We start from the raw sequence: 20,175 nt of genomic DNA, 5'->3' as shown, positions 1-20,175 counted from the left end.
GGGTTTCCCCATTGAGCCGACTGGCGTGACCCTGAGAATCGCAGGAGTTTAAAGTTAGTGTATCAAGAGAATTGTGAGACGAGGAAAAGCGGCTCTAAGATTCCTGACTTCTTGAAGAAGCCAGGGATATAACGAACTCATCCCGTTAGAAATCGTATAGAAATACGCTTATACACAATACGTAAAAAATATATAGCCAGTTAGAAAAGTTTTTGTTTATACATATAATGCAGGAATTTCAATCCGAAACTCTGCTCCTTCCCCCCATGTTGAATTTATACTTATAGTTCCTCCATGTTTTTCTACAATAATTTGCTGAACAATAGATAATCCCAGTCCCGTACCTTTGCCCACAGGCTTGGTTGTAAATAAATGTTCAAAAATTTTCTCTTGAACCTCCTTTGTCATTCCCAAGCCATTATCTTGAATCCAAATCACGATACTTTTTCTATCTTCTGTAAGCCTTGTGGTAATGCGAATTTGAGGGCTTATTTTTTGTCCTTTACCATGAGTCATTGGTTGTTTGTCTGCTACCAATAACGGATCGGTTTCAGTTCTCTCAAGAGGGAAAACCCTGTTCGCAACTTCTCTTTGCAACGCACCGCTATCCGCACAAAGCTGATTCTTAATGACTAATGACTCTTCAATTGCATCAATAGCATTTGCTAACAAATTCATAAATACTTGATTGAGTTGTCCGGGAAAACATCGGACAGGGGGTAAATTTCCGTAGTCTTTAATAACTTCAATAGCTGGGTAAGTTTCTGATGCTTTTAACCGATGTTTGAGAATTAAAATTGCGCTATCAATACCTTCGTGAATATTAAAGAGAGTTTTGTGTTCTGTATCTGCTCGTGAAAACGTTCTTAAACTCTGACTGATATCGCGAATGCGTTGTACACCTTGTGTCATAGAAGACAGTAAGTTTTGTAGGTCCTGACGCACATATTTCAAGTCAATAGTTTCCATTTCTTCCTCAATTTCATAACCAGGATTGGGGAATTTCTTTTGATAGAGGTCGAGTAAACCGAATACATCTTTAATATAGTCAACAGCAGGTTGAATATTACCTGCTATAAAACCCACAGGATTATTGATTTCGTGAGCAATCCCTGCCACCAAGTTCCCTAAAGCAGACATTTTTTCACTTTGCACAAGTTGTAATTGTATTTGTTTTAGGTCGTTTAGAGAGCGTTCTAGTTGTTGAGCGTGCTCTTGAGACTGTTGATAAAGGCGTGCATTTTCTAAGGAAATAGCAACTTGAGAACAGAGGAGATTGATAACTTGAATTCTATCGCTAGTAAATACTCCTCTGGTAAAAGAATTTTCTAAATAAAGAATTCCAATTAATTTCCCTTGATTGAGGATAGGTGTACAAAGTAAACTTTGCGGCTGGTTATCAATAAGATAGGGATCGGAGGCGAGTAAAGTCTGAGTTTTAGGATCTCCTATTACCAATGTTTGTATGGTGTTCTTGACGTAGTTTATGAGGTTAGCAGGAACATCTGGGCTGGACTCGAAGGGAATAGATTGCATTATGATTGGCGACTGGGGAAATTTTTGGATTGCTTCTATAACCCAGCGATCTTTATGGAGCAAAATTAGAACAAATTTTTCAGATCCAGCACTCTTCATTACTACCTGTATTAGTGTGAAAAGTAGCTTCTCTAGCTGCATTTCACTAGAAAGTGCTTGTGAAGCTTTGATAACACTTGCTAAATCTAGAACATCTGAAATGTTTGTGCTATTAGAAGTGAGAGTGTTTTGACTGCTAGAGTTAGATAGAGAATTACTAATCGTGTTAGCGATCGTTTCAATAGAATTGAGACGAATTTTTTCTCGTTGCAGGATGGGATTCAGTAGTTTAGCATAATGTTTTTCTAAGTCTTCCACTTTGGCTTTTGCTCCCCAACGAGAATAAGCATAGTAAGCATCAAGCATATAAGTTTTGGCAATTTTCTCCTTGCCTAAATTCAGATAGAATTTGGCAGCTAGTTCGTTGGCGATCGCTTCTTCGTGAATGTATTTGTTTTCCTGCGCTCCAGTAATAGCGCGATCGTAAAGCTCTACAGCTTGCCAATGCTGTTCTAAAACTCTTGATTTTTCTGCTTCTACCAGATCGTACTTGTGCTGAAAATTCATTGGAGCATTTTCAGCCCACACCTTCATTTTCTCCTGGTTAATGGCTACCTTTTTCAGATTTTCTTTAGTTTTTTGCCGAGCTTGGCTGCAATCTGTGCTTTCAAGAGGGGAACACTGAGCTAGGAGAGCTAAAGAATAGTAAAAAGGATTTTGGGTAACTGGAAACAAAACAGACATTGCTTGTTCGTACTTTTCCGCCATAGAAGCGTTTTCAGATGCTGCTGTATAATCTCCAAACAAATAGGTAACCAAAGTTTTAGCAAAATAAAGTGAATACAGCGACATAGAGTTTGTCTGTTGGGGATTGGATAGAATCGTTTTCTCATCAAACCTTTCACCGTTGATTTGCTGCGTCTCTAACGCTTCATCCATTAAATTCAACACCAGTTGTCCCCAGATTTGCGTTGCTTGTAACTGGAATTCTTGTTTAATTTTTCGCAGTAACACAATATATTGCTCTACCTGTCGATCGACATAGTCTAGAGAATTCCCGGTTAAAAAGATATTGTGGCAATAGTTAAATGACGCATAACTTGCGTATTCCAAATCCCCTGTTTCCAAAGCAATCCTTATAATTTCGCGGAAAAGTTCTATTGTTTCACAAGCATTCTCTTTCCAATGTCGGATAAAACAATTAAAGAGGTTATAAACTTTACTTTTGAAGTCTTGAGTATCAAATTTATTTAGTATCCGCAACGCCAACTGTCCAAACTGATAGCCAGACTCATAATCTCCCATAATACACAAAACTAAACCGTAGAAAGCATAACCAAATGACGCAGGAGGTGAATTGCCGTTATTGACACTGAGATGAACCATTGTAAATGCTACAAATGGTAATATCGCAGGATTGGCGTGATAAGCAGGCGGTTGAATCTGCGTTAAAATCCTCATAGCAGCTAGCTTATAAAGATCGGTCATTTCTGGAAGATTGTAAAGTTCTTGAATAATGAGATTTGGTGGTGGGTTTTGTATGAGGGGAACACCAAGCATATCCAGAACTTCTAACCCCGTATTTAGCGCTTTTTCCATCTGATTTTGCGCTGCATACATCTGAATTTTTATTTCGTAGGTTTCGATTTTTTCTAAAAGAGTTTTAGATTCTTTAAGAACAATTTCAATTAGCCTTTCAGCTTGCTCAAAGTCACCTCCTAAATAAGCGGCTTCTGCTGCTGTCTCATATAAAGCTAATGTCAATTTATAGTGACTTTCCCAACTATCTGCTGCTAAAACTTCTCTACCTATTGCTAAATATTTGATAGCAGCAGCATAAGCAGTTGACGCTTTGGCTTTCTGTCCTGCAAGCAGATTTAATCGAGCCAGTTCATCTCTTTCAACTTGATTCTTGATTAACTCTATACCAAGATTTAACTGGTTAACAATGATAAAAATCGTTTCTTCTAATTTCTCTTGAGAAGTGTGAATTAATAGTAAACGTCCAATTTTAAGATGAGTCGATTGTTTGCGTTCCTCAGGAATCAGAGAATAGGCGGCTTGCTGAACGCGATCGTGGAGAAATTTATAATTAACAGTTAAAATTTCAGTTTCTAAATTCCAAACTTCAGAGCTAAGAGAGCCTTGAGTCTTGAGTTTTGACTCATCTTGAAAAAACTTGTAAATTTCACTTTGTGGAATAATAAAACTCTCTAGCAATGCTCTCCACAAATGAGTAGCAGTTTCTGTTTGAGACGTTTCATAGACTACAGATAAAGTTGCCAAGTTAAATTGATTTCCAATACAAGCAGCAAGCTTTAGTGCCTCTTGGGTAGTAGGTGGCAATTTTTGTAACTGCATTGCCATAAACTCTACAACATTATCTGTTAAAGATAATGCTTTCACTTGTGCAATGTCGCACTGCCAGTACCCAAGATTAAAATTAAAGTTAATCAAATCATCATCATAAAGCAATTTAAGAAATTGAGTTGCAAAGAAAGGGTTTCCTTTTGTTTTTTGAAGAACCAATGCAGTCAGAGGAAAAGCTACTTTTGGCGAACAATTCAGGGTATCGGCAACGAGATAGTTAAGATCGGAAGAATTAAGGGGTTCTAGTGCGATCGTGCTAATTTTTGCTTCAGTTTGACAAATTTCATCCAAGGTGAGCATTAATGGATGTACTGCTGAGACTTCATTATCTCGATACGCTCCAATCAAAAGTAAATATTGACTTTCTACTTCACTCACCAACAGTTGTATTAACTTCAAAGATGCCAAATCTGCCCATTGTAAGTCATCCAGAAACATGACTAAAGGATGTTCTGGAGTTGTGAATACGTGGATGAATTTCTCAAACAGCAAATTAAACCGATTTTGTACCGCGCTACCAGAAAGTTCGGGAGCTGGCGGTTGTTTGCCAATAATTTTTTCTAATTCAGGTATAACGTCAACGATCGCTTGAGCGTTTTCTCCCAATACTTCTAGAATTTGAGTTTTCCAGATATGTAATTGGGTATCGCTTTCACTTAGCAATTGCCCCATTAAATCGCGGAAAGCCTGCACAAATGCTAAGAATGGTATGTTCCGCTGAAATTGCTCGTATTTTCCTTTAATAAAATAACCTCTCTGGCGCACAATGGGTTTGTGAATTTCATTGATAACAGCAGTTTTCCCAATGCCAGAAAATCCTGCCACTAACATCATTTCGGTATTTCCCCGTGCTACGCGCTCGAAGGCAGCAAGTAAAGTTTCTACTTCTACTTGCCTGCCATAAAGTTTGTCTGGAATTTGGAAGCGATCGCAAATATCTCGTTGTCCTAAAGCAAAAGTCTCTATATTTCCGGTAGTTTTTAGGGCTTGCCAGCAAACTTCTAAATCATATTTCAATCCCAAAGCGCTTTGATAGCGATCTTCAGCATTTTTCGCCATCAATTTGCTAATTATTTTAGAAATAATGGGAGGAATATCTAAATTAATACTATGAACTTGTGGAGGCTGTTTAGCAATATGACAGTAAACTAACTCTATAGGATCGTCTGATTCAAAAGGTAGCTGTCCGGTAAGTAGTTCAAAGAAAGTAGCTCCCAAAGAGTAAAAATCGCTACGCCAGTCAATTAAACGGTTCATCCGTCCTGTTTGTTCTGGAGAAAGATACGCTAAAGTTCCTTCTAAAAGGTTTGGGCTTGTGGGGACTTGCGTCTCTTTAGGTAATAGGGAAGAATTGCTAAAATCAATAATTTTGACTCGTTTGTCGTTAGGGTGAATTAGGATATTGGCGGGTTTAATATCCTTATGAATCACTCGGTTGCGATATAGTCCTTCTAAGGAAGCAACTATTTGCAGGGCAATCTCGAGAAAATCGAGTAGGGATAGGAAATGAGAGGCAATGTACTCTTTGAGAGAAATTCCCCCAAAGTCTTCCATGACTAGAGCATAACCGTTTTTATAGGGTTCTAAGCTATAGGGCTTGACAACTCCATCAATATCAAGGTTTTTGGCAATGGTGTATTGATTGCGAAATTGCACTATATCGTTGAAGGTAGGATATTCCTGTCGCAACAGTTTAATCACAACTTGTTTGCGATCTTTTTCTCTGATTCCTCGATAAACTAGAGTTCTGCTACCTGAGTAAATTTGCTCTGTAATTTCATAACCAACTAGTGTCACCATTGCTGCTTCCATTTATAAAAATTTTTTCTGTTTTCTGAATTATTGTTCCCTAAATTTTGTGTGATTTTAACTAGAAAATATGAAAGCATTTTTAATACAATTGATAATGAAAATCTTTAATAGTGCAGGCAGTACTGCGAGCTGCCGAAGGCAGTAGCGAAGCTATTGCCTAAAATGTTTAATGTTAATACTAAATTAAGTATTTTATACTACATGATGATTTTGCCTGTTAAGATGACTGGTAAGTTTTATAGTGGCGCACCCTTGTTTGAAGCTCCCTTGGTAACGTAATATAAATCACAAATAATATCTAAGTACAAACTAGATGAATCCAACGCTACTTAACAATCGCTATCAAATTATTCGTGCGTTGGGAGGGGGTGGGTTTGGCGATACTTATCTGGCGGAAGACACCTATTTGCCTTCCCGTCGCATCTGTGTCATCAAGCAACTCAAACCCGTAACGCACAAACCTCAAGTTTATCAACTCATTCAAGAACGCTTTGGTAGAGAAGCCGCAATTTTAGAAGAACTAGGTGAAGGACACGAACAAATTCCTAAGCTTTATGCTTATTTTATAGAAAATGAGCATTTTTACTTAGTTCAGGAATGGGTTGAAGGTTTGACTTTAAGTCAAAAAGTTCAACAGGAAGGGCTTTTTAGTGAGAATTTAGTTAGGGAATTACTAGTAAGTCTTCTACCAGTTTTGGATTACATCCATACAAAAGGAATTATTCACCGAGATATCAAACCCGGTAATATTATTTGGCGAAAACAAGACGGTAAACCCGTTTTAATTGATTTTGGTATTGCTAAGGAAATGATGACAACTGTAATGGATGCTCAAGGGGAGATCGCTAGCTCCATTGTAGTTGGAACTCCAGGTTTTATGCCGCCAGAACAAGCTGCAGGTAAACCAGTTTATTCTAGCGATTTATACAGTTTGGGGTTGACAGGAATTTATTTGCTGACAGGTAAACGTCCCCAAGATTGGAAAACAAATTCTGAGATGGGTGAAATCATTTGGCGTCCGGAAGTTAACATCAACCACTACTTAGCAAATGTTTTGGATCGCTCTATTCAATCCCATCCACGCGATCGCTATCCAACTGCCAAAGCCATGTTAGCCGATCTCTGTCCGCAAGACCAAATTATCATAGGAACGGAGGAATCTACACTCAATAGCGAAAGACTAAACAACCATTTCCACTCTCCTAACCCTTATCCCCAATCCCCCATTCCTCCTAAAAAAACACTCAGAACAAAGATTCCTGAAAACAATCAGGAGTATCGCAACCGCCAAATATTACTCAACAAAGTGAAAAATTATTGGGTAAAAGGAGTTTTAGAAACTTCCTTACATGGAGTTGCTCTGATTGAACTCGGTTTGGAAAATCGCTTCGATGCTTTAGATCGTCCTTGGGGTATGCTGTGGGAGACTCCCGCACAAACCAGACAATCCATTCCAAAAAATACCAGAATCGTCGATTTATTCCAACAGATGGGGGCTGGGCGATCGCTTTTAATTTTAGGCGAACCCGGTTCTGGAAAAACAACAACACTGCTAGAACTGGCTCGGGATTTACTACAAGAAGCAGAAATAGACGCAACCCAACCCATTCCAGTTGTCTTTAACCTTTCAGCATGGATAAATGAAAAGATCGCAATTGCAGATTGGCTGGTGCGAGAACTTAATACAAAGTATCAAGTGTCAAAGGAAATTGGCAAAACATGGATTAAGAATCAACAATTGCTGCTATTACTCGATGGGTTGGATGAGGTTTTGGCTGACCGTCGAGATGTTTGTGTGGAAGCGATTAATACATTCTCTCGGGAATATGGAGAAACAGAAATCGTTGTTTGCAGTCGAATCAAAGATTATGAAGCACTATCCAATCGTTTCCGATTTCAAGGAGCGGTTTTTATCCAACCACTGACTTTAGAACAAATTCGCCAATATTTACAAAATGCAGGTTCCGAACTTGGTGCAGTACAAACCGCACTCCAAGGGGATACAACAATTCAAGAATTAGCCAAATCGCCCTTGCTATTAAGCATTATGACTCTTGCTTATCAAGGGATGTCAATGACAGATTTACCGGGAATGAGTTTGGAAGAACGCCGCCAACATTTATTTGATAAGTATATTCAAAGAATGCTAGACCGCCGAATGTCTAGAAGACTGTATTCTAACGAGCAAGTCATTTATTGGTTGAGTTGGCTGGCGCAAAGATTAAAAACACAATCACAAACAGTATTTCTCATCGAACGCATGCAGCCAAGCTGGTTTCAAAACCCATGGCAAAAACGTATCTATGTAATGAATATTTTGTTTGTTTTTATATTACTTGGTTTGTCAATTGGATTGTTACTAATACCTATTAATCGAGTTTTATTAGCACTTAGCTTCACAACAGTATTTTTTTGGCTGATTTTTGGTTTTGACCGCATTCATCCCGTGGAGACTTTAAAATGGTCTTGGAGAAATGCTAGCAATAGTTTAATCGTTGGGATGATTTGGGGACTCCTTTTTGGAGTGCTCTTAAAGCTAACGGCGGCGACATTATATATATCATTAGATCTACAAAGTTTTGTAAATTATATAATAAATCTTCCTATAGCGGGTTGGATACGTGGTATAGTTTTTGGCTTTTGTTTGGGATTCATTTATGTTCTCATTCGTGGGTTGACGGGTCCTGGTATCCAAACGCTGTCTGTTCCCAATCAGGGAATTAGACAATCGGCAAAAAATGCAATTGTTTTTGGTTTAATAGGATTTTTACTACTTGGCTTAGCTGCAGCGATTTTGCGCTGGCGGATTCTCGTTTGGGGAATTTTTGGTTTATTGTTTGGAGTTGCAGCAGGAGGAGGCGAAGCTTGTGTAAAACACCTAATTTTACGAATTATTCTCTCCTTCAATCGCTGTATTCCTTGGAATTATGCCCGTTTTCTTGACTATGCTACAGAACGGATCTTTTTGCAAAAAGTTGGTGGTGGTTATATCTTCATCCATCGCTTGCTATTGGAACATTTTGCACAAAAGAATTGTTCTTTTGTGCCTGGTGGTAGCACATTCCACAAGCCACAATAGAAACACAGGCTTTATAATACATAGCCTTATCTTTTAAATGGAGTTTGTTATCAGTGGTATTACAAGTAAAAACCAGTACTTACGAACCTAAAACACAAGAAATCGCCAAGCAACTGCTAGCAGCAACTCAAGAAAGCCGTTCGTTCTTTGCTGCATTGCGGGATCAGATGCGCTGGGATGACAAGTTATTGGCTTGGGCGATGAGCAATCCTGGGTTACGGGTGCAGTTATTCCGTTTTATTGATACTCTTCCTGCTTTACGCAGCAAACCAGAAATTGCAGCACACTTACAAGAATATTTGGGTGATGAGTCGGTAGAATTACCAGCAGCCCTAAAGGGGATGCTCAACTTTGCCAACCCTGATTCTGTACCGGGACAAGTCGCTGCTACGACTGTTGCAACAGCGACGGAAACATTAGCTCATAAATATATTTCTGGAGAAAACATCAAACAGGCGCTCAAAACGATTGAGCGCCTGCGGAAGGAAAAAATGGCTTTCACCGTAGATTTGCTGGGTGAAGCGGTTATTACAGAAGCAGAAGCACAGTCTTACTTGGAACGGTATCTGGACTTGATGCAACAACTAGTGGAAGCATCTAAGAATTGGTCGCCAGTTCCTGCAATTGACTTAGCTGATGGAGAACCTTTGCCAAAAGTCCAGGTTTCTGTCAAACTGACAGCGTTTTATTCTCAGTTCGACCCTCTCGATGCTAAGGGGAGTGAGGAACGGGTGAGCGATCGCATCCGCATTCTTTTGCGTCGTGCTAAGGAACTTGGTGCTGCGGTTCACTTTGATATGGAACAGTACGCCTACAAGGACTTAACTCTCAGCATCCTGAAAAAAATCTTGCTGGAAGAGGAGTTTAGAAATCGAACCGATATTGGTGTCACCATTCAAGCTTACCTGCGCGATAGCAATCGAGATGTACAAGACTTGATTGCATGGGCTAAGCAGCGCGGTTACCCAGTCACAATCCGCTTGGTAAAAGGTGCTTATTGGGATCAGGAAACTATCAAAGCGTCTCAAAAACACTGGGAACAACCTGTCTATAATGACAAAGCTGCTACAGATGCTAACTTTGAGCAACTGACAGAATTGTTGTTACAAAATCACCAATACGTATATTCTGCTATTGGCAGTCATAACGTGCGTTCTCAAGCACGAGCTATGGCGATCGCAGAAACCTTAAATGTCCCCCGTCGTTGCTTTGAAATGCAAGTTCTCTACGGTATGGGTGACAAAATAGCTAAAGCTTTGGTTGATAGGGGATATCGGGTGAGAGTGTACTGTCCCTACGGGGAACTCTTACCGGGAATGGCATATTTGATTCGGCGTTTGTTGGAAAACACGGCTAATAGTTCTTTCCTGCGTCAAAATATGGAGAACCGCCCGGTGGAAGAATTGATTGCACCCCCTGTTGTAGGACAAGGGGACAAGGTAGACAAGGATAACTCCCCATCCCCCCCTCTCCCCCTCTCCCCCTCCTCTTTCATGGGTGCGGCGGATACTGATTTTGCTGAAGAGGCGGAGAGAACAGAGGCGAGTCAAGCTTTTCAAGCCGTGCGCGAGCAACTAGGTAAAACTTATTTACCGTTGATTAATGGTGAGTATGTCAGTACCCAACAGGTTATAGATTCTGTTAACCCTTCTCATTTTAGTGAAGTGGTCGGTCAGATTGGGTTGATGAGTGTAGAACAAGCCGAACAAGCTATGCAAGCCGCAAAGGCTGCTTTTCCTGCTTGGCGCAAAACTCCTGCAAAGGAACGGGCTAACATATTGCGGAAAGCCGCCGATCTGATGGAACAACGCCGTGCGGAACTGTCTGCTTGGATTGTTTTAGAAGTTGGAAAACCAGTGCGGGAAGCTGATGGCGAGGTTTCGGAGGCGATTGATTTTTGTCGCTATTATGCTCTGGAAATGGAGCGGTTAGATGAGGGTTATAATTACGACATTTCTGGGGAAACCAACCGTTATATTTATCAGCCTCGTGGAATTGCTGTAGTGATTTCGCCTTGGAATTTCCCACTAGCGATCGCAACGGGAATGACAGTTGCTGCTCTAGTTGCTGGTAACTGTACTCTCCTCAAACCCGCAGAAACATCTTCTGTGATTACAGCAAAACTGACAGAAATTTTGGTGGAAGCGGGAATCCCTAAGGGTGTCTATCAATACGTCCCAGGAAAGGGTTCTCAAGTGGGTGCTTATTTGGTGAACCATCCCGATACTCACGTCATTGCTTTTACTGGTTCTCAAGAAGTTGGTTGTAGAATCTACGCAGAAGCCGCAGTTCTGAAACCCGGTCAAAAGCATATGAAACGCGTCATTGCTGAGATGGGTGGTAAGAATGCCATCATCGTAGATGAAAGTGCCGATTTAGACCAAGCTGTAGTTGGCACCGTACAGTCAGCATTTGGTTATAGCGGACAAAAGTGTTCTGCTTGTTCGCGAGTGGTGGTGCTCGAATCGGTATATGATACCTTTGTACAAAGGTTTGTAGAAGCGACGAAATCTCTAAATATTGGTGTAGCTGAGTACCCCAGCACCCAAGTAGGACCCGTGATTGATGCTAATGCTCGCGATCGCATCCGGGAATATATTGAAAAAGGTAAGGCTGAGGCAAAAGTTGCTTTGGAAATGCCTGCACCGGATAATGGATATTTCATCGGTCCCGTGATTTTTGCAGATGTTTCTCCAAATGCCATCATTGCCCAACAAGAGATTTTTGGTCCTGTTGTGGCGGTGATTAAAGTGAAGAATTTTCAGGAGGCTTTGGATGTTGCTAATGGGACTAACTATGCCTTAACGGGAGGTCTTTATTCTAGAACTCCTTCCCACATTGAAATGGCTCAGGAAGAGTATGAGGTGGGCAATTTGTACATTAACCGCACGATTACGGGTGCTATTGTCGCTCGACAGCCATTTGGTGGTTTCAAACTATCAGGAGTTGGTTCCAAGGCGGGTGGACCGGACTACTTGCTGCAATTTTTGGAACCCCGTACAGTAACGGAGAACATTCAGCGTCAGGGTTTTGCGCCTATTGAAGGGGCTGAATAGATGAGCTAATGGCTAATGGCTAATGGCTAATGGTAGAAACACAATTAGCTATTAGTCCCTTTTATGCCATTTAATAACCTATAGGTGTAGGGGTGGGCATTGCCCACCAATATTAAATGTGCAGCACAACCCTACCTACTAATGGTAGAAACACAATTAGCCATTAGCTATTAGCCATTAGCCATTAACTAATATGAAAAATTACAACCACCAGGGAAAGAAATTTAACAGCCTACTGATACTTGGTATTATTTGGTTTTTGGGGGCTGTGTGCGATCGCATTTGGTTTGCTTTGGATCGCTCTATTCCTGCGTGGGATCAAGCAGATTACCTAACAGGTACATTAAACTATTGGCAAGCGCTGCAGAATCCGCAGTGGTGGAACTTGGATTGGTGGCAGGGTCTGTGGTTGTTGTCTTCTAAAATACCGCCTTTGACGTATATACTGGCAGCTGGTGTTCAAAACATGTTTGGCACTGGACCGGATGAGGCGGCTCTGGTCATGCTTTTATTTAGCGGGGTTTTACTGGCATCGGTTTATGGTTTGGGTAAAGTATTGTTTGATGAGTCTGTAGGTTTGTGGGCGGCTTTTTTGTGTCAAGTTTTACCTGCTCTTTATCAACTGCGTCTGGATTTTCTACTGGATTATCCTTTAGCGGCTGTTGTGACTTTGAGTTTCTTTTGCTTGAGTGTTTGGCGCAGTTTTGGAACTGTAGAGACGGTAAGGGCGCAGAGGAAGAAGAGGGTTGTTGAATGGTTGTGGGTGTTGGCTTTTGGTTTGTCGTTTGGGTTGGCGTTGTTGGTTAAGCAAACGGCGTTGATATTTCTTTTCATTCCCATAGTATGGCTTGGAGTGGGATCTTTACGCGATCGCCGTTGGGGTCGTTTGGCTCAACTGGTAGGTGGCTTGTGTCTGTCGGTGTTGGTTTTTGGTCCTTGGTATCGTACAAATTGGCTGATTGTTCTGACTTCTGGAAAACGAGCGACTATAGATTCTGCGATCGCTGAAGGTGAAGCACCTCTCAATACATTACAAGCATGGATTTATTACTGGCAACAATTACCGAATCAAGTTTCTCTTCCGTTGTTGTTGGTACCTGTTGGTGCTCTACTGTTTTATTGGGGTTGGTCAAGGTTTAAAAAGGGGATAGGGGGACAGGGAGACAAGGTAAAATCTTCACTTAAATGGTTGGCGGTATTTCTGGTAGGTTCATATTTATTGTCGTCTTTGAATATTAATAAAGATAGTCGCTATGCGTTACCGTATTTACCAGCATTAACCGTATTTTTAGCATATGGTTTGACACGGTTGTCTCATCTTTGGGGAAAGCGGATTCGATGGGGTACGGCTGCTTTGGCTATCTTGCTTATGTTGTGTAACTTGTTTCCTATTGCGGGTGTTATCGGTGGTTGGATGACACAAGCTTTAAGTCCCAATCAGTATTATCCTTACATGGCAGAGGAGTTTCCGCACAAGCAAGCGATCGCTCATATTGTGCAAACAGAACCGTATTTACGTTCTACTTTAGGAGTTTTGCCATCAACAGCAGCAATTAATCAACACAATTTCAATTACTATGGGGCGCTACAAAATTTTCAAGTTTACGGACGTCAAGTGGGGACGAGAAAAAAATTTGTAGATAGGGATGTGCGATCGCTAGAATGGTTTCTTACCAAAACGGGCGACCAGGGATCGGTTGGAGAAACTCAAGCCAGTATTGCACGAGCTGTAGAGCAAAGCAAAGATTTTCAACTTAGCAAATCTTGGAATTTACCTGATGGTAGCCCGCTCAAGCTTTTCCATAAAAAAACACCAGCAGTAGAAGTAAAACAAATTGGTGTGACTGGTGTCTCGAGCGATCGCCTAACTTTATCTCAAGTCGCAGTCCCACAAAAAGCTCCACCAGGAATTCCAGTCCCAGTAACTTATGAATGGTCTGGTTCCTGGGAGCAACTACAAAATGGCTTACTCCTGCTAACTTGGAAAACCAACTCCCCAGTCTCCAGCCCCAAGTCCCCATCTTCGTGGATACACGATCGCGCTATAGGAATGGGGGCTTTGCGTTCTGGTACCAAAAAACCAGAGGGTACATTCAGGGCGATCGAAAGAATGGCAATGCTTCCTCCTGCTAATGTAGCACCGGGGATTTACTCATTAGAGGCGATTTATCTCAACAGGCTTTCGGGAGAAAGTTATCCAATTCCAGTACCAAAAGTTACATTACAAATCGACCCTAAAGCCCCTGCTACACCTGCGCCAGAGTTGGATTTGGTCACTCAATTAAGAATTTTAGGTACAAATTTACCTAAAGGACCGAAAGCATTAAGTCAAGTCTTTGATGAAGTAGGACGTATTAATCAGTACGATCCAATTCAGGATTATTTGGTACAAGCACGATTAACTTTAGAATACCGCTTGCAACAAATTCCTTCAAATATAGAATGGACATATGCTTTGGCTTTAGCAAATGTCTTACAGCGACGGGTAGATGGAGCTATTGCTGCTTTACAACAAGTGACTCGACTAGATTCAGAAAACCCTTACTCCCACGCTTACCTGGCATTTGTTCAACTGTATAATTGGCAACCTGCTGCTGCACAAAAATCCCTTGAACCCAGTTTAGCGAAAAACCCAAACGTACTTGAAATAAAAGCTCTTTCTGGCGCGGCTGCTTTAATGCAAGGTAATTTAATTAAGGCATGGCAAATTTTGAAAGAGATTAATGGTTAGAGGATGTTTGTAAGGTTCCTCTAATGAGTTTCTAAGAGGTAGACGCGATTTCAATCCCAAACGTGTTTTTTCACTCATTGGGATGCTCCCTTTTCAAACATCCTCTAAGTCAAATACCTTAGAAGCACTGATTCTAGTTGCACAATACCAATGGGTTTGCTCAGACAGTCGTTAGCACCGACTTGTTTGACTCGTTCGCGATCGAAAACTACAACTAATGGTGTCATCATCACAACGGGCAAATTTTGTAAATCGGGTTGTTGTCTCATCTGTACCAGCAAATCCCACCCGCTAACATCTCCCAACTCCACATCTAACAAAATTAAATCGGGATGTTGGGTTCTCACTAATTCTAAAAATCCATTACCGTGGTTCACTCGCTCAACCTGGTAACCTATTGTCTGAAGATAATCTTGCAGCAATATGGCGGTATGTTCTTCATGCTCCACAAGCAAAATACGTTTTTTCTTGGATAGGAGGGAGGATGGGGTAACAGGGGAAGAGGCGAAAGGATTACTCTCTACATCCTGATGTTGTTCATTGGGCAAAAATAAGGTAAAACGGCTTCCCTGTCCCAAGGTTGATTCTACAGTTACATCTCCACCATGCAACCGCGCTAACTTGCGTGTTAGTGCTAAACCCAAACCAGTCCCTTCGTATTGACGGCTGAGGCGACTATCAAGTTGTTTAAAAGGTTCAAATAAAAATTGAAACTGACTGGAGTCGATACCAATACCCGTATCTATCACAGTAAATGCAATACCTTGTGGTAATTTTTTGACTTCTAGCGTTACCTTACCTTTCTCTGTAAATTTGATAGCATTTGATATAAGATTCAGTAACATTTGTTTCATTCGACGCTCATCTGCTACACAAAAGCTAGCTTCTTCATCAATTTCTACTGTTAGGAGCAGTCCCTTTTCTATAGCACGCTCGCTGACTGTTGATATGACATAATTACAAATATCATTTATATGTATGGGTGATAGAAAAAGTTCTTCTTTACCTGCTTCTACTTTAGATAGATCTAGAATATCATTTATTAGTTCTAGAAGATGTTCTCCACTACTATAAATACAGTTAATATATTCTTTTTGCTTGTCATTTAAAGAACCAACAATTTTCTGTTGCAGTAACTGAGACAATCCCATAATTGCGTTTAAAGGTGTTCGCAATTCGTGACTCATTGTTGCCAAAAACTCACTTTTTGCTTTACTCCCTGCTTCTGCTGCATCTTTACTTTCAAGGAGTTTCAATTCTGTTTCTTTGCGCTCGGTAATATCCTCTATCATAACTAAGTAAAATTTGGGCTCTCCATTTGTATCGGGAATCAAAGATATTCTTAAATGCGCCCACATCAAGCGCCCATCTCTATGCAGAATACGCCTTTCCATATCCAAGCGTTCCCGCACTCCCGATCGCAATTCTTGATAAAGTTCCAAATCATCTGTATTATTGAAAATATAATCTGTGAAGTTTCTACCGCATAGCTCTTGTTGAGGATATCCCAACATTCGACACAACGCCGGATTGATATCCGCTATTTTTCCGTGCATCTCAACCAGTGCAATCCCCATAGAAGAATTTTCTACAATGGCTCTGAACCATGCTTCGCTCTGCTGTAAAGCTTCACGTGCAGCATTGCGCTCGCTCACTTCTACTGCTAGGGCTACAAAATCTGCGATCGCACTTGCAAAATTCTCTTCGTCCGATGTCCACTGACGGCTACTTCCTATATGTTCGTGACGGACAACGCCAATAGGACGACCTCCCAAGCAAATTGATACGTCTAATAGAGATGTAATACCCAACACGGAAAGATAACATTCCGATAATTCTTGAGTTCTCTTATCTTCTAGGGCATCATCAGATGCTATAAAATTCTGTTCTTCTAAAGCTTGGAAATAGGCAGGATAATTCGCTTTTATAAGTGACATACCAAAGGTATGACACATTGTCATGGAATTGTATAAATCTATACACTCTAGTTTGGAACCATCTCGATCGTACAACCACACACTAACGCGTATCACCTCTAAAGCTCTGGCGGCGGCTTCTGTGATTTCTTCTATGGTCGCTTTGAAATTTCCTTGCCCAAAAGTACGATTTCGCGCAAGTTTTACCAAAGTTTGGCTTTGTCCGCGCAGACGTTTTTCTCTTTCTCGCCAAACATCTTCTGCTTGCTTTTGGGTTGTGATATCTCGAATCGCGACCACCTGTATTTGCTGTCCTTGGTAAGGAATGTTCTTACCTTGTATTTCAACCGGAAAAGTGACACTATCTTTCTTAACTACAGCTCCTTCATAGGGTTTTCCGTATCCAGAAAGAATATTTTTTTTTACTAATTCCTGTGAATCAGGGGTAAACAGAGCAAAAGCACTTTTGCCAATCAATTCAGAGACTTCATAGCCACTCAGGTTTACTAAAACACTGTTGACATCAATGATAATACCATCTCTGTGTATGATAATCCCTTCAGAACTAGCGTCAGACAGATATTTAAATCGTGCTTCTCTATCTTGCGAAGATGGTGTGTCCTTCTGCTGAAGGCTTTCCTTAGCTATTGGCACATCAATTTGCTTGCTTTGAGAAGTCTTTACCTGAGGTTGATTGTTCTTTAAAGATTCACGCGGCTGTTGTTCGCTTGCACATAGTACGATTGGCTGCAACCGTTGAGAGACGATCGCTCTATTCATGAAAAAGTCCGGTGTGCTCATGGTTACTACTTGTTGTTGCGTCGCCTTATCCTACAAGTTACCCGCTACCACAATTGCTAAATTTAGAACTAGCACGTGCTATGGTGAGACCATCTATAATTTTTAGCATCGTAATAAATCTCCAATATAAATTCAAATTTGCCTTTTTAAATATGTAATTGCTATTCCACACACTTAGTAATCTTTCAACTTCAGTTACTCTTTGTATGATTGACCTAGAGAAAGATTCGGAAGTGCGTGAGTTCTGTAACAATCGATCGTATATCCTTGTGGAGGTGGAGCAATGGCGGATGATGGCGTAAGAATTGTCTCCTTAATTCCTGGAGGGACGGAAATCTTGGCAGTCCTGGGGTTAACTGATGCAATTGTGGGTCGCTCTCATGAATGTGACTTTCCCCCAGAAATTAAAGATCGCCCTGCTTGTACGCAAGCGCGTATAAACACCAATGCCTCTAGTAATGAAATTCATGATAAAGTCAATAATTTGTTACAATCTGCCCTTAGTATTTATCAAATTAAAATAGATCTTTTAGAAAAGTTACAACCTACTCACATTGTGACACAAGACCAATGTGATGTCTGTGCTGTTAGCCTAAAAGATGTAGAAGAAGCAGTTGCGACTCTTACCAATGTTGCGCCCAAGATCGTTTCTTTACAACCAAATGTTCTTCAAGATGTTTGGGCAGACATTGAAAGAGTGGGTAAAATTTTTGGGGTAGACTCCCGACCGATACTAGAAAATTTGGAAGCTCGGGTAAAGATAGTAGAACAAAGAACACAAGGTTTGTCCCAAACAGAACATCTGCCCACAGTGGCTTGTATTGAGTGGATTGACCCTTTAATGGTGGCTGCTAATTGGATTCCTGAGTTGGTGACTCTAGCGGGAGGTCAACCTCTTTTCAGCGTTACAGGTCAACCTTCCCCTCATTTAACCTGGGATACGCTAATTGCCAGCAATCCGGATATCATTATTTTCATGCCTTGCGGCTTTGATTTAAGTCGAACCCGTCAGGAAGCCCAGTTGATAAGCAACCACCCACAATGGCAACAACTCCATGCTGTTCAAAGTGGCAGAGCCTATATTACTGATGGAAACGCCTACTTTAATCGTCCGGGACCGCGATTGGTAGATTCATTAGAAATCTTGGCTGACATTTTGCACCCAGAAATTTTCCAATATGGCTATAAAGGACAAGGTTGGGAAGTTTTATAAATTATAAATTATGAATGATGAATGATGAATGATGTTTTTGTTTCACAATTCATAATTCATAATTCATAATTCATAATTCATCCATCCATTCAATTAGCGGTCTTAGCGTAGTGGGTAAGGCAGTTTCACTAACAGTGACAGTATGTTCTTTTCCGTTATCTTCTACTGTCAATTTATATTGAAAGCGGTCAGGTTGAGTGGGGGAGGCTGTTATATGTGCTGGTAAATTGAAAAAATTGGCTGCTTCTACTAATTGAGGTAGTTGTTTTGCTTTCTCTTGAGAGAGGTTGGCTGTATCAACAGTTTTTTTCTTCGTTATTCCAGCAAAACCGCCCATTCGTTCGCACGAGACTCGCATAATCAATAATTAAGAAATTTTACAAAACTCCTACCGTTTGCCAAGCATTTTGCACCGCTTTTTGCTCTCGACTTCCTTGACCGTAGAGTTCTCCTGCGACTTGAACGGTTGCATTTGCCCCTCGTTTAAAATTCGCGCCAGAACGCAAGCGATCGCGTAAAGTTACATACCATATTTTACCCGCTTTCTCCCAAGCATAACCACCAATTTCTGTTGCTGCTAGATAAAAAGCACGGTTGGGAATTCCCGAGTTAATATGAACTCCTCCATTATCATCGCTACCAGTATAGATATCATCAACTGACCCTGGTTGTGGATCTTTTCCCAGTACGGGATCGTCATAGGCGGTTCCTGGAGCTTTCATCGAACGAATACCTACACCTTTGACATTTGAGGTCAATAAACCTTCCCCAATCAGCCAATTGGACTGTTCGGCGGTCTGATTTTTAACTCGTTGTTTCACTAAAATACCAAAAACATCGGAAAAGGATTCGTTAAGCGCTCCCGATTCTCCGTAGTATCTTAGGTTGGCTTCATACTGAGTGACACCATGAGTCAGCTCGTGTGCAATCACATCAATAGCTTTGGTAAAGCGCTGAAAAATTTCTCCATCGCCATCACCGTAGACCATCTGGTCACCGTTCCAAAAAGCGTTATCGTAATTTACACCATAATGTACGGTAGAGTCCAAACGCAATCCTTTATCATCAATAGAATTTCGCTCATACACTTGGTAATATAAGTCATAGGTTGCGCCCGCCCCATCATAAGCTTCATTAACTGCTGGGTCTTGGCTGGGAGGATCGCCCTCAGAACGTACAAGTTGACCGGGGAGATTTTCATTGCTTTTAGCATCAAAGACACTTCGGCGCTTTTGACCTGGAGAGACGGCAAAATTGACAGCACCTACGGTATTTCGCCGCCCGCGAAATTGCGCCGAAACATTTAATGTGCGAAAAGCCCATTCACGCTGTTGGGTATTGCCATTGACTGCTAGGTTTTCCAGTATATAAGGTGGAACAATACAGCATATGGAACATCTAACGTTCATTTGATGCTCGCATCCAAAGCCGAGAGATTTTTTCTTTTTTTGAGACTGCAAAAGATTTTCTCCTTTCTAGAATTCTATAAAGAATGATAGATGACGAATAAAGTATAAGGGATGAACTATATTTCACATATGAATCTAAGGTTTGAGAGAAGGTCGCTCTCTGATATTTTTTCACCATGGGTTTTGAGAAACTGTATCTCTAGAACAGATAGA

Annotated in this window: 8 protein-coding genes and 1 pseudogene; 5 read left to right on the top strand and 4 right to left on the bottom strand. The window is 40.9% G+C overall.

Annotated features, from left to right (window positions below):
- Positions 1-216: 216 nt before the first annotated feature.
- Positions 217-5,745 carry a trifunctional serine/threonine-protein kinase/ATP-binding protein/sensor histidine kinase gene (locus AB0756_RS27055; protein ID WP_082051622.1) on the bottom strand — a complete coding sequence of 1,843 codons (5,529 nt, stop codon included), beginning with the start codon at positions 5,743-5,745 and terminating at the stop codon, positions 217-219.
- A 325-nt stretch (positions 5,746-6,070) separates the two neighbouring features.
- Here AB0756_RS27055 and AB0756_RS40055 point away from each other — a divergent pair.
- The 4 genes and pseudogenes from AB0756_RS40055 to AB0756_RS27040 all read left to right on the top strand — a co-directional run.
- Positions 6,071-6,880: pseudogene (locus AB0756_RS40055) on the top strand (protein kinase domain-containing protein); the annotation flags it as partial.
- On the top strand, positions 6,866-8,836 hold the full coding sequence (locus tag AB0756_RS27050; RefSeq protein ID WP_456341414.1) for an NACHT domain-containing protein: 1,971 nt from the start codon (positions 6,866-6,868) through the stop codon (positions 8,834-8,836). The pseudogene AB0756_RS40055 and the gene AB0756_RS27050, both read left to right, overlap by 15 nt.
- A 53-nt stretch (positions 8,837-8,889) precedes the next feature.
- On the top strand, positions 8,890-11,892 hold the full coding sequence (pruA, locus tag AB0756_RS27045) for an L-glutamate gamma-semialdehyde dehydrogenase (protein ID WP_063779454.1): 3,003 nt from the start codon (positions 8,890-8,892) through the stop codon (positions 11,890-11,892).
- Between the two features lie 193 nt (positions 11,893-12,085).
- Entirely contained in the window at positions 12,086-14,623 is a 2,538-nt protein-coding gene (locus AB0756_RS27040; protein ID WP_050045268.1) for a phospholipid carrier-dependent glycosyltransferase, read from the top strand.
- Between the two features lie 104 nt (positions 14,624-14,727).
- Here the strand turns inward: AB0756_RS27040 and AB0756_RS27035 are convergent, their stop codons facing one another.
- A complete protein-coding gene (locus AB0756_RS27035; protein WP_237265930.1) occupies positions 14,728-17,340 on the bottom strand; it encodes a PAS domain S-box protein in 2,613 nt (870 codons plus the stop codon).
- Positions 17,341-17,623: 283 nt separating this feature from the next.
- Between AB0756_RS27035 and AB0756_RS27030 the strand changes: the two genes are divergently transcribed.
- On the top strand, positions 17,624-18,553 hold the full coding sequence (locus AB0756_RS27030; protein WP_050045267.1) for a cobalamin-binding protein: 930 nt from the start codon (positions 17,624-17,626) through the stop codon (positions 18,551-18,553).
- A 70-nt stretch (positions 18,554-18,623) separates the two neighbouring features.
- Here AB0756_RS27030 and AB0756_RS27025 read toward each other — a convergent pair whose 3' ends face one another.
- Positions 18,624-18,911, bottom strand: coding sequence for a protealysin inhibitor emfourin (locus tag AB0756_RS27025; RefSeq protein WP_038071820.1), 288 nt, complete (start codon positions 18,909-18,911; stop codon positions 18,624-18,626).
- A gap of 19 nt (positions 18,912-18,930) precedes the next feature.
- Positions 18,931-19,962, bottom strand: a complete 1,032-nt coding sequence (locus AB0756_RS27020) for a M4 family metallopeptidase (protein ID WP_050045361.1) — start codon at positions 19,960-19,962, stop codon at positions 18,931-18,933.
- Between the last annotated feature and the right edge of the window lie 213 nt (positions 19,963-20,175).

This window comes from Tolypothrix campylonemoides VB511288_2 (assembly GCF_045999855.1).
GTDB lineage: Bacteria > Cyanobacteriota > Cyanobacteriia > Cyanobacteriales > Nostocaceae > Scytonema > Scytonema bouteillei_A.
Note: the sequence above shows the minus strand (reverse complement) of the source record. Positions and strands in the feature narration are given on the sequence as shown.